The 21,877-nt window shown below is 72.0% G+C and carries 20 protein-coding genes; 9 read left to right on the forward strand and 11 right to left on the reverse strand.

Translation table 11 applies throughout. The features are described from left to right. Positions 1–30: 30 nt before the first annotated feature. From pfkB to ACIQVL_RS33770, 3 genes are all read left to right on the forward strand, one after another. Complete coding sequence (gene pfkB, locus ACIQVL_RS33760) at positions 31–978, forward strand: 1-phosphofructokinase (RefSeq protein WP_403437382.1); 948 nt, start codon at positions 31–33, stop codon at positions 976–978. A gap of 256 nt (positions 979–1,234) precedes the next feature. Next, a complete protein-coding gene (locus ACIQVL_RS33765) occupies positions 1,235–3,331 on the forward strand; it encodes a fructose-specific PTS transporter subunit EIIC (protein WP_403477252.1) in 2,097 nt (698 codons plus the stop codon). A 116-nt stretch (positions 3,332–3,447) separates the two neighbouring features. Beyond that, entirely contained in the window at positions 3,448–3,699 is a 252-nt protein-coding gene (locus ACIQVL_RS33770) for a hypothetical protein (RefSeq protein ID WP_403437128.1), read from the forward strand. Positions 3,700–3,746: 47 nt separating this feature from the next. Here the strand turns inward: ACIQVL_RS33770 and ACIQVL_RS33775 are convergent, their stop codons facing one another. The 4 genes from ACIQVL_RS33775 to ACIQVL_RS33790 all read right to left on the reverse strand — a co-directional run bounded on the left by ACIQVL_RS33775 (position 3,747) and on the right by ACIQVL_RS33790 (position 8,360). Then, entirely contained in the window at positions 3,747–4,493 is a 747-nt protein-coding gene (locus ACIQVL_RS33775) for a DUF6227 family protein (RefSeq protein ID WP_403477253.1), read from the reverse strand. A gap of 157 nt (positions 4,494–4,650) precedes the next feature. Continuing rightward, positions 4,651–5,880 (reverse strand): Ig-like domain-containing protein, encoded by a 1,230-nt coding sequence (locus tag ACIQVL_RS33780; protein ID WP_403437130.1) that lies wholly within the window; start codon positions 5,878–5,880, stop codon positions 4,651–4,653. Between the two features lie 175 nt (positions 5,881–6,055). Beyond that, positions 6,056–7,081, reverse strand: a complete 1,026-nt coding sequence (locus ACIQVL_RS33785) for a P1 family peptidase (protein ID WP_403477254.1) — start codon at positions 7,079–7,081, stop codon at positions 6,056–6,058. A 40-nt stretch (positions 7,082–7,121) separates the two neighbouring features. After that, positions 7,122–8,360, reverse strand: coding sequence for a low temperature requirement protein A (locus ACIQVL_RS33790; protein WP_403477255.1), 1,239 nt, complete (start codon positions 8,358–8,360; stop codon positions 7,122–7,124). A 152-nt stretch (positions 8,361–8,512) separates the two neighbouring features. On the opposite strand from ACIQVL_RS33790, the gene ACIQVL_RS33795 reads away from it, so the two are divergent. After that, positions 8,513–8,689, forward strand: coding sequence for a hypothetical protein (locus ACIQVL_RS33795; protein WP_351710783.1), 177 nt, complete (start codon positions 8,513–8,515; stop codon positions 8,687–8,689). Positions 8,690–8,729: 40 nt separating this feature from the next. On the opposite strand, the gene ACIQVL_RS33800 is transcribed toward ACIQVL_RS33795, so the two are convergent. The 6 genes from ACIQVL_RS33800 to ACIQVL_RS33825 all read right to left on the reverse strand — a co-directional run bounded on the left by ACIQVL_RS33800 (position 8,730) and on the right by ACIQVL_RS33825 (position 14,622). Next, positions 8,730–9,155 carry an MscL family protein gene (locus ACIQVL_RS33800; RefSeq protein ID WP_403477325.1) on the reverse strand — a complete coding sequence of 142 codons (426 nt, stop codon included), beginning with the start codon at positions 9,153–9,155 and terminating at the stop codon, positions 8,730–8,732. Positions 9,156–9,344: 189 nt separating this feature from the next. Further along, positions 9,345–9,932 carry a hypothetical protein gene (locus ACIQVL_RS33805; protein WP_403477256.1) on the reverse strand — a complete coding sequence of 196 codons (588 nt, stop codon included), beginning with the start codon at positions 9,930–9,932 and terminating at the stop codon, positions 9,345–9,347. 159 nt (positions 9,933–10,091) lie between these two features. Next, a complete protein-coding gene (locus ACIQVL_RS33810) occupies positions 10,092–10,925 on the reverse strand; it encodes an S-methyl-5'-thioadenosine phosphorylase (protein ID WP_403437138.1) in 834 nt (277 codons plus the stop codon). Positions 10,926–11,046: 121 nt separating this feature from the next. After that, positions 11,047–11,382 (reverse strand): FmdB family zinc ribbon protein, encoded by a 336-nt coding sequence (locus tag ACIQVL_RS33815; protein ID WP_403437139.1) that lies wholly within the window; start codon positions 11,380–11,382, stop codon positions 11,047–11,049. 67 nt (positions 11,383–11,449) lie between these two features. After that, positions 11,450–12,742, reverse strand: coding sequence for an MFS transporter (locus tag ACIQVL_RS33820; RefSeq protein ID WP_403477257.1), 1,293 nt, complete (start codon positions 12,740–12,742; stop codon positions 11,450–11,452). Between the two features lie 278 nt (positions 12,743–13,020). Further along, positions 13,021–14,622 (reverse strand): potassium/proton antiporter, encoded by a 1,602-nt coding sequence (locus ACIQVL_RS33825; protein WP_403477258.1) that lies wholly within the window; start codon positions 14,620–14,622, stop codon positions 13,021–13,023. A gap of 197 nt (positions 14,623–14,819) precedes the next feature. Here ACIQVL_RS33825 and ACIQVL_RS33830 point away from each other — a divergent pair, with 197 nt between their 5' ends. Continuing rightward, positions 14,820–17,582, forward strand: coding sequence for a penicillin acylase family protein (locus ACIQVL_RS33830; RefSeq protein WP_403437145.1), 2,763 nt, complete (start codon positions 14,820–14,822; stop codon positions 17,580–17,582). A 121-nt stretch (positions 17,583–17,703) separates the two neighbouring features. Here ACIQVL_RS33830 and ACIQVL_RS33835 read toward each other — a convergent pair whose 3' ends face one another. Then, positions 17,704–18,285 (reverse strand): 5-formyltetrahydrofolate cyclo-ligase, encoded by a 582-nt coding sequence (locus ACIQVL_RS33835; RefSeq protein WP_403477259.1) that lies wholly within the window; start codon positions 18,283–18,285, stop codon positions 17,704–17,706. Between the two features lie 133 nt (positions 18,286–18,418). On the opposite strand from ACIQVL_RS33835, the gene galU reads away from it, so the two are divergent. From galU to ACIQVL_RS33855, 4 genes are all read left to right on the forward strand, one after another. After that, positions 18,419–19,330, forward strand: coding sequence for a UTP--glucose-1-phosphate uridylyltransferase GalU (gene galU, locus ACIQVL_RS33840; protein ID WP_351710765.1), 912 nt, complete (start codon positions 18,419–18,421; stop codon positions 19,328–19,330). Further along, positions 19,327–20,649: a gephyrin-like molybdotransferase Glp gene (glp, locus tag ACIQVL_RS33845; RefSeq protein WP_403437147.1), complete on the forward strand. Its 1,323-nt coding sequence runs from the start codon at positions 19,327–19,329 to the stop codon at positions 20,647–20,649. The genes galU and glp overlap by 4 nt, the downstream gene beginning before the upstream one ends. Positions 20,650–20,819: 170 nt before the next feature. Beyond that, positions 20,820–21,332: a cyclic pyranopterin monophosphate synthase MoaC gene (moaC, locus tag ACIQVL_RS33850; protein WP_403437149.1), complete on the forward strand. Its 513-nt coding sequence runs from the start codon at positions 20,820–20,822 to the stop codon at positions 21,330–21,332. Next, complete coding sequence (locus ACIQVL_RS33855; RefSeq protein ID WP_403477260.1) at positions 21,329–21,865, forward strand: molybdenum cofactor biosynthesis protein B; 537 nt, start codon at positions 21,329–21,331, stop codon at positions 21,863–21,865. Before moaC ends, ACIQVL_RS33855 begins: the two co-directional genes overlap by 4 nt. The last annotated feature ends 12 nt before the right edge of the window (positions 21,866–21,877 follow it).

Below are 21,877 nucleotides of genomic sequence, written 5' to 3' on the forward strand. Positions count from 1 at the left end.
AGCGGCACCCACAGCCTGAGCGGCACCGGAGTGATCCTCACCGTCACCCCCAACCCCTCCCTCGACCGGACCTACGAGGTCCCCGCCCTGGAACGCGGCGAGGTCATCCGCGCCTCCGGCGAGCGCATGGACCCCGGCGGCAAGGGCGTCAACGTCTCGCGCGCCGTGGCCGCGGCCGGCCGCCGCACGGTCGCCGTCCTGCCGCTGGGCGGGGCGCCGGGCGCACTCGTCGCCGACCTGCTCGACGCCCAGGGCATCGAGGTCGCGCCGGTCCCGGTCGCCGGGGCCACCCGCTCCAACATCGCCCTCGCCGAGTCCGACGGGGTACTCACCAAGATCAACGCGCCGGGCCCCGAACTCTCCGCCCAGGAGCAGGAACTGCTCCTGGAGACCGTGCGCGAGCAGTCCCGCGACGCCGACTGGATCGCCTGCTGCGGCAGCCTGCCGCGCGGCCTCGCGCCCTCCTGGTACGCCGACGTCGTCACCCGGGCACACGCCGGGGGCGCACGCATCGCACTGGACACCTCGGGGCGCGCGCTGCTCGAAGCGCTGCGCGCGCGGCCCGACGTGGTGAAGCCGAACGCCGAGGAGCTCGCGGAGGCCGTCGGGCGCCCCCTGGCGACGGTGGGCGACGCGCTGAAGGCGGCCGAGGAGCTGCGCGGCATGGGTGCCCGCGCCGTCCTCGCCAGCCTGGGCGCCGACGGCCAGCTGCTCGTGGAGGACGAGGGCGCCTGGTTCGCGAGCGCCCGCGTGGGCGCCGTCCGCAGCAACGTCGGCGCCGGGGACTCCTCCCTCGCCGGTTTCCTCATCGCCGGCGGCAGCGGCCCGAAAGCCCTCGCCTCCGCCGTCGCGCACGGCGCCGCCGCCGTCCAGCTGCCCGGCAGCGTGATGCCCACCCCGGCCGACCTGGACCCCACAGCGGTGACCCTCACCGACCGCGTCCCCGTCGACCGCGAACTGACGGAGCCGGTGTCATGAACGTCCAGACCGTGGATACGACAACCCGTGCGGCCGCGCCCCGCCCCGGCGCCGCCCTCCGACAACCGGCCCAGGAGCGGCAAGGCGTCTCGTTAGCCGCCGCGCCGACGGGCCGTCGGGGCACCCTGAGCCGCCCCGCCGTGCCCGGGAGGCGGGGCTTCCCCGGCCCCGCCTCCCACCTCGCCCCCCACGGCACCCCCGTCCCCACCCCCGCCCACCCCACACTCCGGGCGGTACGCGTGCATAGGAGCCCGCGATGAGCGACATGATCACCGCGGACCTGGTCGATCTCGACCTGTCCGCCGATACCAAGGAAGCGGCGGCGCGCGCCCTCGCCGAGCGCATGGTGGCCCTGGGCCGGGTGACCGACCTGGAGGGCTTCCTCGCCGACGTGGCCGCCCGCGAGGCCCAGATGCCGACCGGTCTCGACGGCGGCATCGGCATCCCGCACTGCCGCAGCGCCCACGTCACCGAGCCGACGCTGGCCTTCGGGCGCAGCGCCGCCGGCATCGACTTCGGCGCCCCCGACGGCCCGGCCGACCTGATCTTCCTGATCGCGGCCCCCGCCGGCGCCGACGACGCCCACCTCACGATCCTCTCCGCGCTGGCCCGCCAGCTGATGAACAGCGCGTTCACGGACGCGCTGCGGTCGGCGGGCGACGCGCAGACGGCGGCGGCGCTGATCCGGGGCGACGAGACGCAGGCGCCGGACGCACAGCCGGCCGCGAGCGCCTCCCAGAACACCGCTGCGGCGCCGGCGGCGGCCTCCGCCGGCACCGCAGCGGCCACCGAGGATGCGGCGGCCACCGAGGATGCGGCGGCCACCGAGGACGCGGGTCCGGAGGCCGGCGAGCGGCCGTTCCGTATCGTCGCCGTCACCTCCTGCCCCACCGGCATCGCCCACACGTACATGGCGGCCGAGTCGCTGGAGAACGCGGGCCGCGAGGCGGGCGTCGAACTCGTCGTCGAGACGCAGGGCTCGGCCGGCTTCACCCGGCTCGACCCCGGGGTCATCGCGGCGGCGGACGGCGTGATCTTCGCGCACGACGTGCCCGTCCGCGACAAGGACCGCTTCGCCGGCAAGCCGACCGTCGACGTCGGCGTCAAGGCGGGCATCAACCGCCCCGCCGAGCTGATCGGCGAGGTCCGCGCCAAGGCGGCCCGCGGCGAGGCCACCTCCGGCTCCGCACCGGCCACCCCGGTGGAGCGCGCGGGCGAGGCCGGCGAGGGCTACGGCACCAAGCTGCGCAAGTGGCTGATGTCCGGCGTGAGCTACATGGTCCCGTTCGTCGCGGCCGGCGGTCTGCTGATCGCCCTCGGCTTCGCGATCGGCGGCTACGAGATCAAGTCCGCGCCGTCGGTCCTCAACCACTTCGTGTGGACGCAGACCGACAGCTGGGCCGCCCTGATGTTCCAGATCGGCGCCGTCGCCTTCGGCTTCCTGGTCCCGGTCCTGGCCGGCTACATCGCCTACGGCATGGCCGACCGGCCCGGCCTGGTCCCCGGTTTCGTGGGCGGCATGATCGCCTCCACGATCAACGCCGGCTTCCTCGGCGGCCTGGTCGCCGGTCTGCTGGCCGGTGGCGTGGTGATGGCGATCCAGAAGATCGACATCCCGAAGGTGCTGCGCGGCATCATGCCGGTGGTGGTGATCCCGCTGATCTCCACGGCGATCGTCGGCTTCCTGATGTTCGTCGTCGTCGGCAAGCCCATCGCCTCCGCCCAGAAGGGCATGACGGACTGGCTGAACGGCCTCTCCGGCTCCAACGCCGTCCTGCTCGGCGCCCTGCTCGGTCTGATGATGTGCTTCGACCTCGGCGGCCCCGTCAACAAGGTCGCGTACACCTTCGCCACCGCCGGTATCGCGGTCTCCAACCCCAGTGACTCCGCGATGAAGATCATGGCGGCGGTGATGGCGGCCGGCATGGTCCCGCCGCTGGCGATGGCCCTGGCGACGACCGTGCGCGGCAAGCTCTTCACCGAGACCGAGCGCGAGAACGGCAAGGCCGCCTGGGTACTGGGCGCCTCCTTCATCTCCGAGGGCGCGATCCCGTTCGCGGCGGCCGACCCGCTGCGCGTCATCCCGTCCTCGATGGTGGGCGGTGCCATCACCGGCGCCCTGTCGATGGTCTTCGGCGCCACCCTGCGCGCCCCGCACGGCGGCATCTTCGTGGTCCCGCTGATCGGCAACCCGTTCCTCTACCTGGTCGCCATCGCCGCCGGTGTCTGTGTCACCACGGCCCTGGTCGTCCTCCTCAAGGGCCTGCGCAAGCCGGCCCAGCAGGCCGCGGCGGGCGGCTCCGCCGCCGGGACGGCCGCCACGAGGGAGGCCAAGCAGCCGGTCGCGGCCTGATCCCCGCACCGCCCGGCCGTCTTGTCCCTTTGATTCGCTGTGAGTTGTTCACGGCACCTGCGAGATACGTCACGGTCCGGGACCAAAGTCCCGGACCGTGGTGTGTACTGGGGCGTATGCCCGCGCACGCATCGTCCCTCCAGCTGATCGGCATGGTCGCGCTCACCCTGGCGACCGTCGCCTGGGCGGTCGTCGTGACGCGCCTGCTGCGCCGCAACCGCCGTGAGGCCCTCGCCTGGCACGCCGCACGCGTCCTTCCCGCCTTCCCGCACCCGTACCAGCCCGCTCCGCCCCGCGAAGCCGTCGAACTGACCCCCGCCGAGCAGGACGCCTTCGCGGGCCTGGTCCGGCGCCTGGGCGGCCGCTGAGCCTCCCGGCAACGGGGAGGGAGGGGCCGGGGGAGGCCGGGGAAGGGCTACCGTCGCCGCGCCGCCCGCCGCTCCATCGCGTCCCTGGCCGCGTCCTCCGACGGGTACACCTCGCACATGTGCCGGCCGTCCGTCGTCGCCGTGTGCTCGACCTCCCACAGCGACAGCTCCCGGCCGTCCCGCAGCAGGAACGCATGCTCGTAGAGCGAGAAGGCCAGGCCCGGCCGGCCCGCTCGCACCGGCCGTCCGAACGCCTGGGTGATCTGGTGCGCGAACGCCGTCGACAGCGCCTCGGCCGTCTCCCCGTCCGGCCGGTCGGGGTTCTCCGCGCGGCGCAGCAGCCGGCGGGCGTGGTCCGCCGAGTCGTCCGGCACGTACACGTGCCGTGGCTCCGGGACCGGTGCCAGCGTCACCAGCACCGGCAGCTCGAAGTCCGGGGCGTCCGGCGGCAGCGGCAGCCGCGCGGTCGCGGCCCGCAGCTCCTCCTCGTCGACGTACACCTCGTGCTGCGGGTCGCTGCCCGGCACGGTGTTGTGCACCAGTTCCCACAGCGTGACCGCGGAGCCGTCGGCCAGCAGCCAGGTGTGCCGGTACGTCTCCCGGTGCAGACCCGCGCTGTGGTGCGCGGAGTGCAGCGAACTGTCTTGGGCCAGCGCACAGTCCAGCTGCCTTATGGCCTCGTCCGGCAGTTCGAAGGAGTTCAGGGCACGACCGAGGAGCCGCGCGAGGTGCTCCTCCGGAGACTCGGGCGACTCGGCTGGTTCGTACGCTGCCGTCTCGTACGGAACGCTCAAGGTCTCTCCCGGCGTTGCTGCATGTCACCTTGTGGGTGCATACCGTAGCCCCTCGGTCGGACATCATGTCCGGGAACCGAGAAAACGTACGCCGGGAAAACTCGCGGGCCGCGCGAAAAGTTCCCGCGCGGCCCGACGATCAGTCAAAAGGTGCCGGTCAGACGGCACTTCCGGCGGTCCACTCGCTCCACGACAGGTTCCACCCGTTGAGCCCGTTGTCCGGCTGCACGGTCTTGTCGGGGGAGTTCTTCACGATCACGACGTCACCGATCAGCGAGTTGTCGTAGAACCACTTGGCCGTCGTGTCGCCCTGCGCCCCCTGCACGTCCGCCATGCCCACGCAGCCGTGGCTGGTGCCCTGCTGCCCGAACGGCGGGTTGGACCTGTTGTACCAGTAGTTGCCGTGGATGAACGTCCCCGACGTCGTCAGCCGCATCGCGTGCGGCACGTCCGGGATGTCGTACTCCCCGCCCAGGCCGACCGTCTGGCTGTTCATCCGGGTCTGGGTGAACTTCTCGGAGATCACCATCTGCCCGTTGTACGTCGTGTGCTCCGGGCTGCCCGTGGACACCGGCACCGACCTGAGGAGCTTGCCGTCCCGCATCACCGTCATGGTCTGCGTGTTCGCGTCCACCGTGGAGACCTGCGAACGGCCGACGGTGAACGACACCGTCTTCTTCTGCACCCCGTAGACGCCGTTCCCGCCCTCGACGCCGTCCAGGTCGATCTTCATCGTGACCTTGGAGCCGGCCTTCCAGTAGTCCTGCGGCCGGAAGTCCAGCCGCTGCGCCCCGAACCAGTGGCCCACCACCTGCTGGCCGCTGCTGGAGGTCACCGTGATGTGCGACTGCACGGCCTTCTTGTCGGTGATGACCTTGTCGAAGTTGAACGACACCGGCATCCCCACGCCGACCGTCGTCCCGTTGTCCGGCGTGTACGTGCCGATGTAGCTGTTCGCCGAGTCGACGGTGGTGAAGATGGAGTTGGCCGCCGCCGTGAGCCCCTTGGAGTCCTTGGCGGTCGCCGATATCTCGTACTTCGTGCCGCGCTCCAGCTGCTCCTTCGGCTTCCAGGTGCCGCCGTCCGCCGAGAGGGTGCCGTCCACGGCCTGCCCCGACCCCGCCACGGTCATCCTGACGCCGGTCAGCTTCCCGTCGCTGACCTGCACGCCGGTCGTGTTGATGGACGCGCCGGTCGAACCGTCCTTCGCCGAGATCACGATCTTCGCGGCCGACGTCCGGGCGGCGGTGTCCTGCCCGCCCTTGCCGCCGTCGCTCTTGGCGTCGGCGTTGGCGTTGCCGCCGCAGGCGGTGAGGGTGAGGGCGCCGACCAACAGGGCGGCACAGGCCCCCAGTGCGCGCCGCGCTGCGATGTCCGGCGTTGTCACGGGCTGCTCCAGGTTCGTGTGAGTTCTTGTGATGTGCGTGATCCGCTCCAGTGCGTGGAGAAAGAGGCCGAAGGCCCCCCTCGGGGTTCCCTCCGGCCCCCGCGAACGCCATCACGTGACAGAACCAGGACAATCGACAGCTACGCGCAAGGTTCCGGGCCCGGCAACCAGCCCCCTACGCCTCCCCGTACAACTCGCCGTACGACGGCCACGCCCCGCCCGGCCCGTCGACCGGCCCGGCGGCCCGCACCGCCCGCACGATCGCGCGGCTCACCAGGTCCGCGCCGGCCGCGAGGATCTCGTTGAGCGCGAGCGGGCCCGCGCCGAGCTGGCGGGCGCCCGTCGCCAGCGCGAACACCGTGTCCCCGTCGTGCAGCAGGTGCACCGGCCGCACGGCGCGCGCGATCCCGTCGTGCGCCGTCCCGGCCAGCTTCTGCGCCTGCGCCTTGGACAGTGCGGCATCGGTCGCGACCACCGCGAGCGTCGTGTTGAGCGGCGGCAGCCCGTTGCGGGCGGCGGCCTCGACGAGCCGCCGGCGCGCGGCCTCGTGCACCCGCTCCTCGGGATACGCCACGCGCCCCTGGAACAACTCCCCGTACAACACCCCGGTTCCGGGATCCAGCACGGCGCCGGCCGCGTTGGCCACCACCAGCGCGGCCACCGTGACCCCCGAGTCCAGCACGGTGCTCGCGCTGCCCACCCCGCCCTTCACCGCCCCGGCCACCGCGCCCGTTCCGGCGCCCACGCACCCCTCCGGCACCCGGGCGCCCGGCTCGCTCGCCGCGGCCGCCTCCACCGCGGCGCGCCCCGTCGCCGCGTCCGGCCGGGCCCGGAAGTCCCCGCCCCGTCCCAGATCGAAGACACAGGCGGCGGGCACCACGGGCACCACATGGGCCGGATCCGGCCCCACCCGCACCCCGCGCCCGCGCTCCTCCAGCCAGGCCATCACCCCGGACGCCGCGTCGAGCCCGTACGCGCTGCCGCCGGTGAGCACGACCGCCTCCACCCGCTGCACCAGGTTGCGCGGGTCGAGCGCGTCCGTCTCCTTGGTGCCCGGACCCCCGCCCCGCACGTCCACGGCGGCCACCGCGCCGCCCTCCGGGGCGAGCACGACCGTGGTACCGGTGAGCCATCCCTCGCCAGTGCGGGTCGCGTGCCCCACCCGCAGCCCGGCCACGTCCGTCAGTGCGTCAACTGTCATGACCGCCAGTCTGGCCCAGCCCGGCGCGGTCCCGGGCCGGTCACAGGGCGGCCGTGGTGGTCTCCGCGGGGCGCTCGTGCCCGGCCGCGCGCGCCGTCAGCGTCGTGCCGGTCGCCACCGCCAGCGCCGACACCAGGCCCGCCGCCGGCACCGCCCAGTCGCCCAGGAACGTGCAGCAGACCACCAGCAGCGCCGTCACCGGCAGCACCAGCTGCTGGGCGAGACCCACCTTGAAGTACCGCGAGTGCAGCGCCCACACGGTCAGCAGGTACAGCGCGGTCGGCACGGTCACCGCCGCCGACGCGGCCGTCGTCGAGAGGTGCGCCTTGCCGACCGCCTCCTCGACGGCCACCTCGATGCCCGCGCCGATCGAGGCCGCCGACGCGAAGATCAGGTAGTGGCCGTAACCCCACAGGAAGGACTGCCTGTTGGAGCGGAGATGGCCGTGGATCGGCACCACGAAGTAGATCCACCACGCCGAGAAGACGATCAGCAGGCCACCGGCCGCGATCGGCAGCAGCTCGCCCAGCGCGTCGTGCTCGGCCACGGCCGACTTCACGGCGACCGTCGCCGCCGCGATCGACTCGCCGAGCACGATGATCGTGAACAGCCCGAAGCGTTCGGCGATGTGGTGCGGGTGCCAGGAGGTGCTGTGGTCCTTCTCGGCGTACAGGGGCACGCACAGCTCGGCGATCGCCATCACCAGGAACACCCAGGGGCGCGCGTGCGCCGGCAGCACCACGAGACCGACCCAGCCGACCTGGCACAGCAGTACCCCGCCGGCATACCGGAGCGCCATGGTCCGCTCCGCTCCCTCGGCCTCCTGCGCGGCTCGCAGCCACTGCGAGGCCAGCGCCAGCCGCATGATCACGTAGCCGATCAGGACCAGTGCGAAGTCGTGGTCCGCGAAGGCCCGCGAGACACCGGCCGCCAGCACCAGCACGCCCGCGATCTGGACCAGGGTGACGACCCGGTAGAGGGCGTCGTCGTTGTCGTAGGCCGAGGCGAACCAGGTGAAGTTCATCCAGGCCCACCAGATCGCGAAGAACACCATCGCGTAGTTCAGGACGCCCTCGCCCGCGTGCCCCGCGGCAACGGCGTGCACCAGCTCCACGCCCGCCTGCGCGATGGCCACCACGAAGCACAGGTCGAAGAAGAGCTCGAGTGGCGAGGAGACCCGGTGGGACTCCTCGCGCCCGCGTGCGGTCAGGCGGCGCAGTGGCCGCAGGGGCTGGGGTGCGTGCTGTGGGGCGGGAGCCTGAGGAGAACTCGACGTCATGCGTCCAGCAGAGCAGAAGAAGACACCGGCTTGCGAACGGAGCCGCGGGACGGCGGGCGGCAGGGCGCGGCCCGCCTCCGGGGGGCTCGGCCGGCTCGGGTGGCGCGCACGGTCCGGGCGGACCCTGGCCGTGCGCGCCGTAGGCTTGAGGCATGACCACCGCCCCCGAGCCCGCGCCGCGCGACCCGAAGCCCGCGCTGATCTTCGACGACCCCCTCGACCGGCAGTCGGCGGACGACACGGACCGCGGCTGGGGCGACCGCCCCGAGGGCGACTCCGCGGCCGACCTCAGGCGCTTCCTCGACGAGAAGCCGCCCCACCACCTCTGAGCCGCCCGCGCGCCCGCCCGCAGCCTCCGCGGCAGCGTCGCTAACGCTGGTTGTGACCGTTTCCGCGCTGCGCGACCAGCGCGTCGCGGATCTCCTTCAGCACCTCCAGCTCGGTCACCTCGACCAGCTCGTGCGTGCCCTCCCGCGCCTTCCTGCGGGCCTCCACCCGGGCCAGGTACTTCGCCATCGGCAGGACCATCAGGAAGTACACGACCGCGGCGGTGATCACGAAGGAGAGCGTGGCGCCCAGCACCGAGCCCCACATGATCTGGACACCGCTCTTCACGGTGCCGTCCGCGTTCAGCGTGCACGGTTCCTTGATGCACGTGCTGTAGCTGTCGAGATTCTGCGTGCCGATCGCGCCGACCAGCGGGTTGATCAGCCCCTTCACCACCGAGTTGACGATGTTCGTGAAGGCGGCGCCGATGACTACCGCGACTGCCAGATCGACGACGTTTCCGCGCATCAGGAAGGCCTTGAAGCCCTGCCAGACGCTCGGTTCCTTCTTCGCGCTCACCTCGGGGACTCTCCTCACATGCACAGGGTGTGGAACAAAGCGCTCCGCAACCTACGGCACCGTGCGGCCATTGAGCCCAATCCGGCAGCTCGAACGAGCGACTTGACACAAAGCGTCCGGAAAATCGCCCCAGGTTGTTCAGCACAAGGTCACCGCCAGCCGCGCCGTCGCGCCCGCGCCGACCAGTTGTGCCGCGGTGGCCCGCGGGACCGAGAGCACGACCAGGGCGCCGCTCTCCGTGGCCGCGTCGACCGGCTCCGGCAGTCCCGTCACGCGCACCCCGCGCGCGATCACCCGGGCCTGACCGCCGGCCGCGGGATCCCCGGCGGCGATGACGTCCACCCGGTCGCCGGGGTGCAGCAGCCGGACGGTGGCCGCGTCGGCGATCCGCACCGGTGCCGTCACCATGTCCACGGGCGGGGCGTGCCGTCGTACCGGCTGGGCGGGCCGGGTGACGGCCGGGTGTCCCCGGGGCGGCTCGGCCCGCAGGGGGTCCAGAGCGGTACGCGGTCCCGCCGCGACGAGCGCCGCCGCTGTCACCGCGAGGCCGGCCGCGAGGGCCAGCCTGCGGTGCCGCAGCAGCCGGTCCAGCCGATACCCCGCGCCGCGTACCCGCACCGGTTCGAAGTGCGGGACCGCGCAGGTGACGGGGGCGTCCGTGCCCAGCGGGCGCGGGACACGGAGGGGAGGGGGGAAGGCGGGGGACGGGGAAGGGGGAACGGACACGGGGATCACCACCTGCGACGAGGAACCGGCTTGCGAGACCACGATGAGGTCTCGCGCCGAAACCCGCCGGGGCCGGTGGACCACCGGCCGGTTGTGGACAACTCGGCCACCCGAACGAGGAGTTCCGTCCGTGTCCGCCCCGCAGGAACCGTCCCTGCCTTACGGCAGCTCGAACCCCGGGTCCATGCCGCCGAGCGCGCTCGTGCACAGGCAGTCCCGGGCCGTGTTCTCCGGCAGGGCGGCCACCGCGTCGAACAGCACGCCCCGCAGCCGGTCCACGTTGGCCGCGAACACCTGCAGCACCTCGTCGTGCGAGACGCCCTCACCGGTCTCGGCGCCCGCGTCCAGGTCCGTGACCAGCGTCAACGACGTGTAGCAGAGCTCCAGCTCACGGGCGAGCGCCGCCTCGGGATGACCGGTCATGCCCACCACCGACCAGCCCTGCGCCTGGTGCCACAGCGATTCGGCGCGGGTCGAGAAGCGCGGCCCCTCGACCACCACCAGCGTGCCCCCGTCCACCGGCTCCCAGTCCCGGCCGCGCGCCGCCTTCAGGGCCGCCGCCCGGCCGGTGGGGCAGTAGGGGTCGGCCAGCGAGACGTGCACCACGTTCGGCACCGCGCCGTCGGGCAGCGGGAGTCCGTCGAAGTACGACTGTGCCCGGGACTTCGTGCGGTCCACCAGCTGGTCGGGCACGAGCAGGGTCCCCGGGCCGTACTCGGGGCGCAGACCGCCCACCGCGCACGGGCCGAGCACCTGGCGCACGCCGACGGAGCGCAGCGCCCAGAGGTTGGCCCGGTAGTTGATGCGGTGCGGCGGCAGATGGTGGCCGCGTCCGTGCCGGGGCAGGAAGGCGACCCGGCGCCCGGCGATCTCGCCGAGGAAGAGGGAGTCGCTGGGCGGTCCGTAGGGCGTGTCGACCTGGATCTCGGCCACGTCGTCGAGGAACGAGTAGAAGCCGGAACCGCCGATCACGCCGATCTCTGCGTTCACCATGCGCAGCACACTAGCTGGCCCCCCGAACCGGCCGCCCGGACAGGTGCCGGGACCGCGGTCGGCAACGCCTCGGACCCCGCTGTCGCTCGACGGCGGGGTCCGAGGGGGCGGTCTCAGGTGCTCAGGCGGCGGAGCTGCTGGCCGAGCCGGACGAGGACGAGGACGTCGACGTCGAGGACTTCGCGTCGGAGGCCTTCGACTCGGACGACTTCGACTCGGACGACGTGCCCGACGACGTGGAGCCGGACGACTTCGACGCGGGGCTGCTGCTCGACGAGGAGCCGCGGCTGTCGTTGCGGTAGAAGCCCGAGCCCTTGAAGACAATGCCGACCGCGGAGAACACCTTCTTCAGGCGGCCACCGCAGTTGGGGCACTCGGTCAGGGCGTCGTCGGTGAACTTCTGCACCGCCTCGAGGCCCTCGCCGCACTCGGTGCACTGGTACTGGTAGGTCGGCACTGTCTTCCTCCTGGCACTCTCACTCAGTGAGTGCTAACGACGGTCCATACTGACGTATTCCTGGGGATCAGTCCACCGTCAGCGGTACGCGGTGACCGACGCCACGTGCGACCGTACGGTTCCGGGGCCGGGTGACGAGCCGCGAACGCAGTGCCAGAAGGGTCACCAGGGCGAGCAGGGTGCCCGCCATCGGCACCAGGAACCCGGCGCCGCCCCACAGCCGGTCCTCCAGCTGGCCGGCGACCGTGACCGCGGCCGCCTGGCCGAGCGCCACCGCGCCGGTCAGCCCGGTGAACGCCTCCGTGCGGGCGCCGGCCGGGACCAGGCCCTCGACCAGCGTGTAGCCGGTGATCAGGGCGGGCGCGATGCACATGCCGACGAGCAGGCCGAGGCCGGCCAGGACGAGCACCGAGTGGGACGTCCACAGCGCCGACGCGGTCAGCGCGAGCGCCGCGTAGCCGACGACCAGGCGCCGGTGCGGGGCGGCCTTCCAGGCGAGCGCGCCGCAGACGATGCCGGAGAGCATGTTCCCCGCGGCGAAGGTGCCGTACAGGACGCCGTTCAGGCCGGGCTCGCCGATCGACTCGGTGAACGCGGCGAGGGAGACCTGCATGCCGCCGAAGACGGAGCCGATGCCCAGGAAGGCGACGACCAGCACGCGGACGCCTGGGACGCGCAGCGCCGAGGCGTGCTGCACGCGCGCGTGGCCGGCGCCGGTCACCTGGGGCTGGGTGCTCTTGCGGGCGGCGAACAGCAGACCGCCGGCCAGGGTGAGCGCGGCTTCTGTGACCAGGCCGGCGGCCGGGGCCACGGTGGTGCACAGGGCGGTGGCGAGCAGCGGGCCGAAGACGAAGGTGAGCTCGTCGGTGACGGACTCGAAGGCGGCCGCGGTGGACATCAGAGGGGAGTCCTGGAGCCTGACGCCCCAGCGGGCGCGCACCATGGGGCCGACCTGCGGCACCGAGGCGCCGGTCGGCACGGCCGCCGCGAACAGTGCCCACAGGGGCGCGTGCGCCAGCGCGAGCGCCGTGAAGGCGAGGCCCGACAGCGTGTGCACGAGCACGCCGGGGACCAGCACCGCGCGCTGCCCGTAGCGGTCGGCCAGGCGGCCGCTGTAGGGCGCGAACAGCGCCATGGAGACGCCGGTGACGGCCGCGGCGGCACCCGCGGCGCCGTACGAGCCGGTGGTGTGCTGCACGAGCAGCACGATGGAGATGGTGAGCATCGCGAACGGCTGGCGCGCCGCGAAACCGGGGAGCAGGAACGTCCAGGCTCCGCGGGTGCGCAGCAGCTGTCCGTATCCCGGGCGGGGCGGCGCCGTAGGGTTCTCCGACGGCTCGGTGGTGACCGTGGATGCCACGGCCCGTGCCTTTCTGCCGCCTGGTAGCGCGGCCCCTCCGGATAAGGGGGGCGGCGCCGAGAGCTGTCCTCTTGCGCGGAACTGCGGTAGATACCGGTGCCCACTGCGAAGAGCGTTCCGGCCGCCATACGGTCGCGCCAGCTCTGCGTCAGGCAGAGTTGGTTCGATCAGGTGCTTTCATCGTACAGGGGTGAGAGCCCGGTACACCTGTGAAAACCAGCACCGTGAGGCCCGTTCACCTGGGATTGGCGGGGGTGTGAACTGTCTGAAACACACCCTTAACGCACGCTCGGTGCGCCGCCGGACCCCGCGCCCGCCCTCCCGTTCGTGCCCAGCCAGCCGGCCAGCTTGCCCCCGTGGCCGACCGCGCGCAGCCGCCGTTCCGCGGCGTCCCGCACCGGGTCGGTGGCGACAACGAGGAGTTCGTCCCCGCGTCGCAGCACCGTCGCGGGCAGCGGAACAAACGATTTTCCATCGCGGACGACGAGGGTGACGGCGGCCCCGGCGGGCAGCCGCAGCTCGTTGATCTCCACACCGTGCATCCGGGAGCCCTCGGGGATCGAGACGGACAGCAGATGCCCGCGCAGCCGCTCCAGGGGCGCGGACTCGATGCCGAGGTCGGCGGCCTCCGGGCCCTCGCCGAGCCGCAGCTTGCGGGCCAGCCAGGGCAGGGTCGGTCCCTGGACGAGGGTGTAGACGACGACCAGGACGAAGACGATGTTGAAGATCCGGTGGCTGGTGTCGACGCCGTTCACCATGGGGATCGTCGCCAGGATGATGGGCACGGCGCCGCGCAGCCCGGCCCAGGACATCAGGGTCTGCTCGGCCCAGGGCACCCGGAACGGCGCGAGGCTGACGATCACGCTCACCGGCCGCGCCACCATGGTGAGCACCAGCCCGATGACCAGGGCGGGCGCGATGTCGTCGCCGAGTTCGTGCGGCGTGACCAGCAGGCCGAGCAGGACGAACATGCCGATCTGGGCGATCCAGCCGAGCCCCTCGGCGAATCCGCGGGTGGCCGGCCAGTGCGGCAGCTTGGCGTTGCCGAGCACCATGGAGGCCAGGTAGACCGCGAGGAAGCCGCTGCCGTGCGCCAGCGCGCCGGCCGCGTACGCGGTGACCGCGATGGCCATCACGGCGATCGGGTAGAGGCCGGAGGCGGGCAGCGCGACGTGTCTCAGCCCCCAGGCGCCGAGCCAGCCGACCGCGAGGCCTATGGCCGCGCCGATGGCCAGCTCCGTGGCTATCTCGCCCAGCAGCACGTACCAGTGCTCGACCGGTCCCGCGGTGGAGAAGGCGACGACCAGGATGACCACCGGGGCGTCGTTGAAGCCGGACTCCGCCTCCAGGGTGCCCGTCACGCGCGCGGGCAGCGGAATGCGCCGCAGCACCGAGAACACCGCCGCCGCGTCCGTCGAGGACACCACCGCTCCGATGATGAGCGCCTGCCGCCATTCCAGCCCGACGAGATAGTGCGCGCCCGCCGCGGTGACGCCGACGCTCACGCCGACCCCGACGAGGGCCAGCACGGAGGCCGACGCCAGGACGGGTTCGACCTCCTTCCACTTCGTGCCGAGACCGCCCTCGGCCAGGATCACGACCAGGGCCGCGTACCCGATGACCTGGGTCAGCTCGGCGTTGCTGAAGTGGATGTTCCCGATGCCGTCCTGGCCCATGAGGACGCCGATCCCCAGGTACACGAGCAGGCTGGGGAGCCCGCTGCGCGAGGAGATCCGGACGGCCGCGACGGCGACCAGCAGGACCAGGGAGCAGACGAGCAGGAGCTGGTTGAGGTGGTGGACGGTCAGCGGCGGTTCCCTTCGTTGGCTCGCGCGCGGGCGGCGCGGAAGCTCACGTACACAGGACCGAGAATGCGGCACTCCGCATCCAAGTACTTCGTTACCTTACCTAACTCTTGACGCTTTCTTGACGCTTCCCGCGGCAAGATCGAACGCCCGTGCCCGCCGGTTCCCCACTCCGGGTCAAGTGGCGTCAGGCCCTGCGCCTATGGTTGCTCCAGCGCTCAGTCAAATGCACATGCCCGTCTGCCGCTCGCGTTAGGACAGCAAGGACAGCGATGCCCCCCAACACCACCGCCACAACGGGTGACAAGCCTGGCAAGTCCGGCAGGAAGAAGGGGCGCAGAGCCCGACTTATCGTGCTCGTGCTCGTCCTCGCGGTCGTCGGTGGCGTCTTCTACGGGGCGTACTGGTCGGTCAGCACGGTCCGCGCATCCTTCCCGCAGACCAAGGGTTCGATCACGCTCGAAGGCCTCTCCGGGCCCGTGACCGTGAAGCGGGACGACTACGGCATCCCGCAGATCTACGCCTCCACCGACGAGGACCTGTTCATGGCGCAGGGCTACGTCCAGGCGCAGGACCGGTTCTACGAGATGGACGTGCGCCGCCACATGACCTCCGGGCGCCTGTCGGAGATGTTCGGCAAGGGCCAGGTGAAGAACGACGAGTTCCTGCGCACCATGGGCTGGGACCGGGTCGCGAAGGAGGAGTACGACACCAAGCTGTCGGCCTCCACGAAGAAGTACCTCCAGGCCTACTCCAAGGGGGTCAACGCCTACCTCCAGGGCAAGGACGGCAAGGACATCTCCCTGGAGTACGCGGCCCTCGGGTTCGTCAACGACTACAAGCCCGAGCAGTGGACCCCCGTCGACTCGGTCTCCTGGCTGAAGGCGATGGCCTGGGACCTGCGCGGCAACATGGACGACGAGATCGACCGCGCCCTGATGACCAGCCGCCTCGGCCCGCAGCAGATCAAGGACCTCTACCCGGACTACCCGTACAGCCGCAACCAGCCGATCGTCCAGGAGGGCCAGTACGACGCGGTCACCAAGACGTTCGAGCAGAGCGGCTCCACGAGCGGCTCCGGGACCTCGACGGACACGAGCGGCACCTCGACCACGTCGTCCACCGGTTCGGCGCTCACGAGCCAGCTGGAGAGCCTCTACAACGTCCTGGACGACGTCCCCACCGCCGTCGGCGTGAACGGCCAGGGCATCGGCTCCAACTCCTGGGTCGTCAGGGGTCAGTACACCATCACCGGCAAGCCGCTGCTCGCCAACGACCCGCACCTGTCGGCGTCACTGCCGTCCGTCTGGTACCAGATGGGCCTGCACTGCACCACGGTCTCCAGCAAGTGCCAGTACGACGTCACCGGCTACACCTTCGCGGGCATGCCCGGCGTGGTCATCGGCCACAACGCGGACATCGCCTGGGGCATGACCAACTCCGGGGTCGACGTCACCGACCTCTACCTGGAGAAGCTCTCCGGCGACGGCTACCTGTACGACGGCAGGACCAAGCCCTTCACGTCCCGGACGGAGACCATCAAGGTCGCCGGCGGCGCGTCCAAGAAGATCGTCGTGCGCCAGACCGCCGACGGCATGCCGCTGCTGTCCGACCGCGACGACGAACTCGTCCAGGTCGGCAAGAAGGCCACCGTCGACACCGCCGCACCCGACCGCGGCGACGGCTACGGCATCGCCCTGCGCTGGACCGCCCTGGACCCGGGCACCACCATGGACGCCGTCTTCGCCCTCGACAAGGCGTCCGACTGGGACTCCTTCCGGAGCGCGGCGGCCCAGTTCGACGTGCCCTCGCAGAACCTGATCTACGCCGACACCAAGAACAACATCGGCTACACGCTGCCCGGCAAGATCCCCACGCGCTCCTCGGCGGACGACGGCTCCATCCCGGCGCCGGGCTGGGACTCCAAGTACAAGTGGACCGGCTTCATCAAGCAGGACGAGCTGCCCTACGAGTACAACCCGAAGCGCGGCTACATCGTCACCGCCAACCAGGCCGTGATCGACAAGGACAAGTACCCCTACACGCTCACCACGGACTGGGGCTACGGCACCCGCAGCCAGCGCATCACCGACCTGATCGAGTCGAAGATCAAGGACGGCGGCAAGATCTCCACCGACGACATGCGCCAGATGCAGACGGACAACAGCAGCGAGATCGCCAAGCTGCTGGTTCCCAAGCTGCTGAAGATCAACCTGGACGACAAGGACGTCCGGGAGGCGCAGAAGCTCCTGGAGGGCTGGGACTACACCCAGGACGCCGACTCCGCGGCCGCGGCCTACTTCAACTCGGTCTGGCGCAACATCCTCAAGCTCGCCTTCGGCAACAAGCTGCCCAAGGAGCTGCGGGTCAAGGGCCAGTGCCTGTGGGTCGACAAGATCGACAGCACCGGTCCGGTGGACGACGACACCAAGGTGCGCGAGTGCGGCGAGCGCGACGCCGACCAGGCCCAGCCGGACGGTGGCGACCGCTGGTTCGAGGTGGTCCGCAACCTCATGAACAAGCCCGACAGCGACTGGTGGAAGACGCCGGCCGGCGCGGGTGACCGCCCCAAGGCCGACAACATGGACGAGCTCTTCAAGCGCGCCATGATCGACGCCCGCTGGGAGCTGACCGCCAAGCTCGGCAAGGACATCGACACCTGGAGCTGGGGCCGGCTGCACCGCCTGTTCCTGAAGAACCAGACCCTGGGCACCGACGGCCCCGCCGTCGTCAAGTACATCCTCAACCGCGGCCCCTGGAAGCTCAGCGGCGGCGAGGCCACGGTCGACGCGACCGGCTGGAACGCCGCCGGCGGCTACGGCGTCGTCTGGGTCCCGTCCATGCGGATGGTCGTCAACCTCGACGACTTCGACAAATCCAAGTGGATCAACCTGACCGGAGCCTCCGGTCACGCCTTCAGCGCCCACTACACCGACCAGACGGGCAAATGGGCCGACGGCGAACTGCTCTCGTGGTCGTTCTCCGACCAGGCGGTCGACAAGAGCACCGGCGACACCCTCGTCCTCAAACCCTGAGTCCGACGACCTGAGCCCGACGACCTGAGCCCGACCGGTCACCGGCGCTGAAACGGCCCTCCACGCACGCGTGGAGGGCCGTTTCGCACGGAGGGCTGCCACGAGGGCGGCCGAGGGCGGCTCAGGGGCTCGCGAACCGGCGCACCCCGGACGGCGTCACCACCGCCTGCACCGGCAGGTCGTGCGCCTCGGCGGGCACCCGCCCGACGACCTCCGTGTCGTACAGCAACACCACGAGCGCCGGGCGCGCACCCGCGCGCTCCAGACGCGCCAGCACCCGGTCGTACGACCCTCCGCCGCGCCCCAGGCGCATCCCGCGCGCGTCCACCGCGAGCCCCGGCAGCAGCACGGCGTCCGCACCGAGCACGGCGTCCGGCCCGAGGCGTTCACCGGAGGGCTCGAACAGCGCCATCTTCCCGCCGTGTTGGACCCGGGCGAGGGAGCCCTCCCCGGCGTACGCGCCCCAGTCCAGGTCGTGGTCCGGCAGGAGCGCGGGGAGCAGCACCCGCACCCCCCGCGTGACCAGCGCGTCCAGCAGCGTCAGCGTGCCGGGCTCGTTCCCGACCGAGACGTACGCCGCCACCGTGCGCGCACGCGCCAACTCGGGCAGTTCCAGCGCGTGCCCGGCCAGCGCGTCGGCCGCCTCCCTGACGACATCCGTCGTCAACCTGTTCCTCACCCCGAGGAATTCTCGGCGCAACATTCGCTTGTCAGTCTCGGCCCCAGGTCCACCGTGCTCCACAGGTCGTTCCCGCATCCTTCCCTATCCGCTCATATGAGTGCCAAATGCCCGGAGCCTCGGATTCTCCACAAAGGCACCGGATAAGGTTGCGGACATGACTCAGTCGCACCCCAGGATCAGCAAGGCTGTCATTCCTGCAGCGGGCCTCGGCACCCGGTTCCTGCCGGCCACCAAGGCCACTCCCAAGGAGATGCTGCCGGTCGTCGACAAGCCGGCGATCCAGTACGTGGTCGAGGAGGCCGTGTCGGCGGGGCTCGACGACGTCCTCATGATCACCGGACGCAACAAGCGTCCCCTGGAAGACCACTTCGACCGCAACTACGAGTTGGAGTCGGCGCTCCAGAAGAAGGGCGACGCCGGCCGGCTCGCCAAGGTGCAGGAGTCCAGCGACCTGGCCACCATGCACTACGTCCGCCAGGGCGACCCCAAGGGCCTCGGTCACGCCGTGCTCTGCGCGGCCCCGCACGTGGGCCACGAGCCCTTCGCCGTCCTGCTCGGCGACGACCTGATCGACCCGCGCGACCCCCTGCTCCAGCGCATGATCGAGGTCCAGGAGCAGCACGGCGGCAGCGTGATCGCGCTCATGGAGGTCGACCCGGAGCAGATCCACCTCTACGGCTCCGCGGCCGTGGAGACGACCGCCGACAGCGACGTCGTGAAGGTGACAGGGCTGGTCGAGAAGCCGGACCCGGCGGACGCCCCGTCCAGCTACGCGGTGATCGGCCGCTACGTCCTCGACCCGCACGTCTTCGACATACTGCGGCGCACCGAGCCGGGCCGCGGCGGCGAGATCCAGCTCACCGACGCCCTCCAGCAGCTCGCCCAGGACGAAAAGGTCGGCGGCCCCGTGCACGGCGTCGTCTTCAAGGGGCGCCGCTATGACACCGGCGACCGCGGCGACTACTTGCGTGCCATTGTCCGCCTCGCGTGCGAACGTGAAGACCTGGGCCCGGACTTCCGGACCTGGCTTCGCAGTTACGTAGCCGAGGAGATGCAGCAGAGTTGAGCACCGCCGCGACCCGCCCCGCCGGCCCGGACCACCTGTGGTCGGTGGACGAGCACCTGGAGGACATCCTCACCGCCGTCCGCCCCCTGGAGCCCATCGAGCTGCAACTCCTCGACGCCCAGGGCTGCGTGCTGGTCGACGACGTCACGGTGCCGCTCTCGCTGCCGCCGTTCGACAACAGCTCGATGGACGGGTACGCGGTGCGGGTCGCGGACGTGGCGGGCGCGAGCGAGGAGTTCCCGGCCGTCCTGGAGGTCGCCGGGGACGTCGCGGCGGGCGCGGCCGAGCTGACCCCGGTGGGCCCCGGCCAGGCGGTCCGCATCATGACCGGCGCCCCGCTGCCGCCCGGCGCCGAGGCGGTGGTCCCCGTGGAGTGGACCGACGGCGGACTCGGCGAGGGGCCGGTCGCCGGGATGCGGGCGCGCAGCCTCGCGCCCGAGGGCGCCGAGGGGCACGTGCGCGTGCACCGGCCGGCCGAGGCCCGCGCGCACGTACGCGCGCGGGGCAGCGACGTGAAGGCCGGCGACCTCGCCCTGGCGGCCGGCACCGTCCTCGGTCCGCCGCAGATCGCGCTGCTCGCCGCGATCGGCCGCGGCACGGCACGCGTGCGCCCGCGCCCGCGCGTGGTCGTCGTGTCCACCGGCAGCGAACTCGTCCAGCCCGACGAGGCGCTCGGCAGCGGCCAGATCTACGACTCCAACAGCTTCGCCCTCACCGCTGCCGCCCGGGACGCCGGTGCCATCGCCTACCGGGTGGGCGCCGTCGTCGACGACGCCGAGACCCTGCGCGCCACCATCGAGGACCAGCTCGTCCGCGCCGACCTGCTGGTCACCACCGGCGGCGTCAGCGTGGGCGCGTACGACGTCGTCAAGGAGGCCCTGGCGCACGTCGGCGACGAGGACGAGCCGGGCAGCGGCATCGACTTCCGCAAGCTCGCCATGCAGCCCGGCAAGCCCCAGGGCTTCGGCACCATCGGCCCCGACCACACGCCCCTGCTGGCGCTGCCGGGCAACCCCGTGTCGTCGTACGTCTCCTTCGAACTGTTCGTGCGGCCCGCCATCCGCACCCTGATGGGCCTCGACGACGTCCACCGGCCCCGCACCACGGCCACCCTGAGGGCCGGCAAGGCGCTGGGCTCGCCCAAGGGGCGCAGGCAGTTCCTGCGCGGGGCGTACGCCGACGGCGAGGTGACCGCCGTGGGCGGCGCCGGTTCGCACCTGGTCGCGGCCCTGGCCCACGCCGACGCGCTGATCGTCGTACCCGAGGACGTGGAGTCCGTCGAGCCCGGCACCGACGTCGAGGTCGTCCTGCTCGGCTGACGGGGGTCCTGCCCGCCCGGCGGATGTCCGCCGGGTGCCCCGCCCCGCACGTGTACCCGTCCGCCGGGTGGTCCTGCCCGCTGGTGCGCGCCGTCTTGGCGGTACCGTGTCGCGCACAGCAGGCCCGAGCGCCGCACCGCGACGGGCCAGGACCGGGAGCGCCACACAGCATGACTGAGCCCTTCCGGGGGGACACCTCCGGACCCTCCGTGCCAGACCGACTGACGCACCTCGACGACGCGGGCGCCGCCCGCATGGTCGACGTGTCCGGCAAGGACGTGACCGCGCGCACCGCCCGCGCCAGCGGACGCGTCCTCGTCTCGCCCCGCGTGGTCGAGTTGCTGCGCGGCGACGGCGTTCCGAAGGGCGACGCCCTCGCCACCGCGCGCATCGCCGGGATCATGGGGGCCAAACGCACCCCGGACCTGATCCCGCTGTGTCACCCCTTGGCCCTCTCCGGTGTGAAACTGGATCTGGCGGTCGCGGACGACGCGGTGGAGATCCTGGCCACCGTGAGGACGACGGACCGCACGGGTGTCGAGATGGAGGCGCTCACGGCGGTCTCCGTCGCGGCGCTCACCGTGATCGACATGGTCAAGGCGGTCGACAAGGGAGCGGTCATCACGGACGTACGTGTGGAGGAGAAGACGGGCGGGAAGTCGGGCGACTGGAGCCGGGCGTGAACGCCGGGCCGTCCGCCGATGGCGTGCCGCGCGCGCCGTATCGCGCGCTGGTCGTGACCGCCTCCAACCGGGCCGCCGCCGGTGTCTACGAGGACCGGGGCGGACCGCTGGTCGCGGCGGGCCTGGCGGACCTCGGGTTCAGCGTGGACGGGCCGCGGGTCGTGCCCGACGGGGACCCCGTGGCGGCCGCGCTGCGCGCCGGGGTCGAGGCGGGGTACGACGTCGTCGTCACCACCGGCGGCACCGGGATCTCGCCCACCGACCGCACGCCGGAGGCGACCCGTGCGGTGCTCGACTACGAGGTGCCGGGCATCGCCGAGGCCGTCCGCGCGTTCGGACGGGAGAAGGTGCCCACCGCCGCGCTCTCCCGGGGCCTGGCCGGGGTGGCGGGCCGGACACTGATCGTCAACCTTCCGGGGTCCACCGGCGGGGTGCGGGACGGCCTCGCCGTCCTGGAACCGCTGCTGGCGCACGCCGTCGACCAGATCCGCGGTGGCGACCACCCCGGGCCGAGCAGCGGGGGTGCGAGCTGAACAGCCTGTCCT

The organism is Streptomyces sp. NPDC090499, from assembly GCF_044769305.1.
In the GTDB taxonomy this organism is placed as follows: domain Bacteria; phylum Actinomycetota; class Actinomycetes; order Streptomycetales; family Streptomycetaceae; genus Streptomyces.